General features: G+C 42.9%; 4 protein-coding genes and 1 tRNA gene. All 5 read left to right on the forward strand.

Annotated features, from left to right (window positions below; translation table 11 throughout):
* The coding region (gene tuf, locus JNK13_07710; protein MBL7662622.1) for an elongation factor Tu at positions 1-340 on the forward strand (340 nt) is incomplete at its 5' end.
* 337 nt (positions 341-677) lie between these two features.
* A tRNA-Trp gene (locus tag JNK13_07715) sits at positions 678-753 on the forward strand.
* 308 nt (positions 754-1,061) lie between these two features.
* A complete protein-coding gene (secE, locus tag JNK13_07720; GenBank protein MBL7662623.1) occupies positions 1,062-1,247 on the forward strand; it encodes a preprotein translocase subunit SecE in 186 nt (61 codons plus the stop codon).
* Positions 1,248-1,272: 25 nt separating this feature from the next.
* Complete coding sequence (gene nusG, locus JNK13_07725; GenBank protein ID MBL7662624.1) at positions 1,273-2,022, forward strand: transcription termination/antitermination protein NusG; 750 nt, start codon at positions 1,273-1,275, stop codon at positions 2,020-2,022.
* Between the two features lie 87 nt (positions 2,023-2,109).
* A partial coding sequence (locus JNK13_07730) for a 50S ribosomal protein L11 (GenBank protein MBL7662625.1) occupies positions 2,110-2,291 on the forward strand: 182 nt, incomplete at its 3' end.

Genomic DNA, 2,291 nt, shown 5'->3' on the forward strand with positions numbered 1-2,291 from the left:
AAAGCGTGAGGAAGTAGAGCGTGGGCAAGTGTTGGCAAAGCCAGGCTCAATTACTCCGCACACTAAGTTCAAGGGGGAGATTTATATTTTGACGAAAGAGGAAGGTGGTAGACATACGCCATTTTTTAAGGGCTACCGACCGCAGTTTTACTTCCGTACGACAGACGTAACAGGTTCAATTGAGTTACCAGCGGGAGTGGAGATGGTGATGCCGGGAGATAATATTTCGGTAACGGTAGAGTTAATTACGCCGATTGCGATGGACAAGGAGCTACGTTTTGCGATTCGCGAAGGTGGACGTACTGTCGGGGCGGGTGTTGTTGCGGAGATTATCGCTTAGAAAACGGCGGCGTTGGTTAAATACTTCGTTGCGGAAAATTTTTGTTGAACCTCGTTTATTTTAAATAAAGTCGGTTCCCCAAAAATTCCCGCGCCTCGTCTTTAACTCAACCTCGCCATTCTTACGAACTTGTAGCAGTTCTTGTTTAATATGAATTGCGGATAAGTTAGAGAAAGTAAAATCTAAAGCTGAAATTGAGATGTATGTTTCCAAGATTTAGGCAAAGACGAGGCGCGGAAATTTTTGAGGATTCCCAATCTATTGTAATACATGGAATCCGAGAAAATCTTCCGCAACGAAGTATTTGGCAAATGTTGGAAACAGGCGCTCAATTTGGACGCTCGTAGCTCAGTTGGTAGAGCATCGGACTCCAAATCCGAGGGTCGGGGGTTCGAGTCCCTCCGGGCGTGCCAATCTTTCTTTTGAAAAAGAAAGATTGGCACCAAAGAAAACGATAAGTTTGCTTTTTGAAACTTTGATCGTCGTGCGTAAGCATGACAAGTAAGTGGGGTGTGAAAAGAAAGATTGGACCAAAGCGGACGATTAGTTTGCTTTGGTGCTTACTTTTAAATTCTTCTTAGGCTTGCACTTAAACTTCTCCTTACCCTCAGACTCCTTTTAGTTGGATCTAAGGGGAGAGCTTGGGGACAAGAAAAAGTTTAGGTGCAAGCCTAAGAAGAACAATGGATGCGATATTTAGATTTGGATGAATTGAATATATATGACAAACCCAGTAACATTTTTGCGCGAATCATGGATTGAACTGAAGAAGGTTCAAACGCCAACACGCCAAGAAACAATCCAATTTACCATGGTTGTTTTTATTATGCTTACAGTGGCTTCAATTTTCCTCGGACTTGTTGATTTCATCCTCGGAAATTTGATGCAGAACTTACTAACTAGATAGATCTCAAATAATAACTAGGTGATTTATGATTGATCATGTCGATGAGACAGAAAATACAACTGATGTTTCTGAAAATAATGCAGAGACAAATGACGACTCAGTTGCGACCACTACAGAGAGTGCAGAAAAGGTAACTACTGAAGCTGTCGCCGAACCTGCTCCTGCTGCTAAACCTGCAGCCAAGGAAGCAAAAAAATCTGCTGCCGATAAAGATAAGCCTAAACGCGAGCTAAGCGAAGCTCAGCGGGCATTGCCTTGGTACGTGGTACACACCTATTCAGGCTTTGAATCGTTTGCAAAGAAAAGCCTTGAAGAGAGAATTCGCACAAAAGGGCTTTCCGAGCAATTTGGTGATATAATTGTGCCCCAGGAAACTGTTGTTGAACTTGTTCGAGGAGTAAAAAAGACTTCAACTAAGAAATTTTTTCCTGGATATATTCTAATTCAAACAAATTTGAATGAAGACACCTGGCATCTAGTTAAAGAAACACCAAAAGTTACTGGATTTGTTGGAGATTCTCGGGAACCGCTGCCATTAACGCAAGACGAAGTCAAGAATTTAACTGCTCAAATCGAAGGCGGCCCACAAAAACCTCGATCGCGAGTACAGTATGAAATCGGTGACATGATTAAGGTTGTAGATGGCCCATTTACTGACTTTAACGGCACTGTCGATGAAGTTAAACCAGATAAAGGAAAGCTCCGTGTTCTAATCAGTATTTTCGGAAGAAATACGCCGGTGGAGCTTGACTTTGTTCAGGTAGAAAAGGCATAAAGCACCACTCCGCGAAGACCCCGGTTTGAAATGGCAAGATTATATGTCTCTGCCGGCCTTCGCTTTTTTTAAGTTTATTAGGAAGTCATGGCAGCACCTCAAGGTAAAAAAATTACAGGTCAAGTTAAACTTCAGATCCCAGCAGGTCAAGCTAATCCTGCTCCACCAGTTGGTCCAGCACTGGGTCAGCAAGGCGTGAACATCATGGAGTTTTGCAAAGCGTTTAATGCGCAGACACAATCTCAGGCTGGAACAATTCTGCCGGTGAT

The sequence above is a fragment of the bacterium genome (genome assembly GCA_016786595.1).
Taxonomy (GTDB): domain Bacteria; phylum Bdellovibrionota_C; class UBA2361; order SZUA-149; family JAEUWB01; genus JAEUWB01.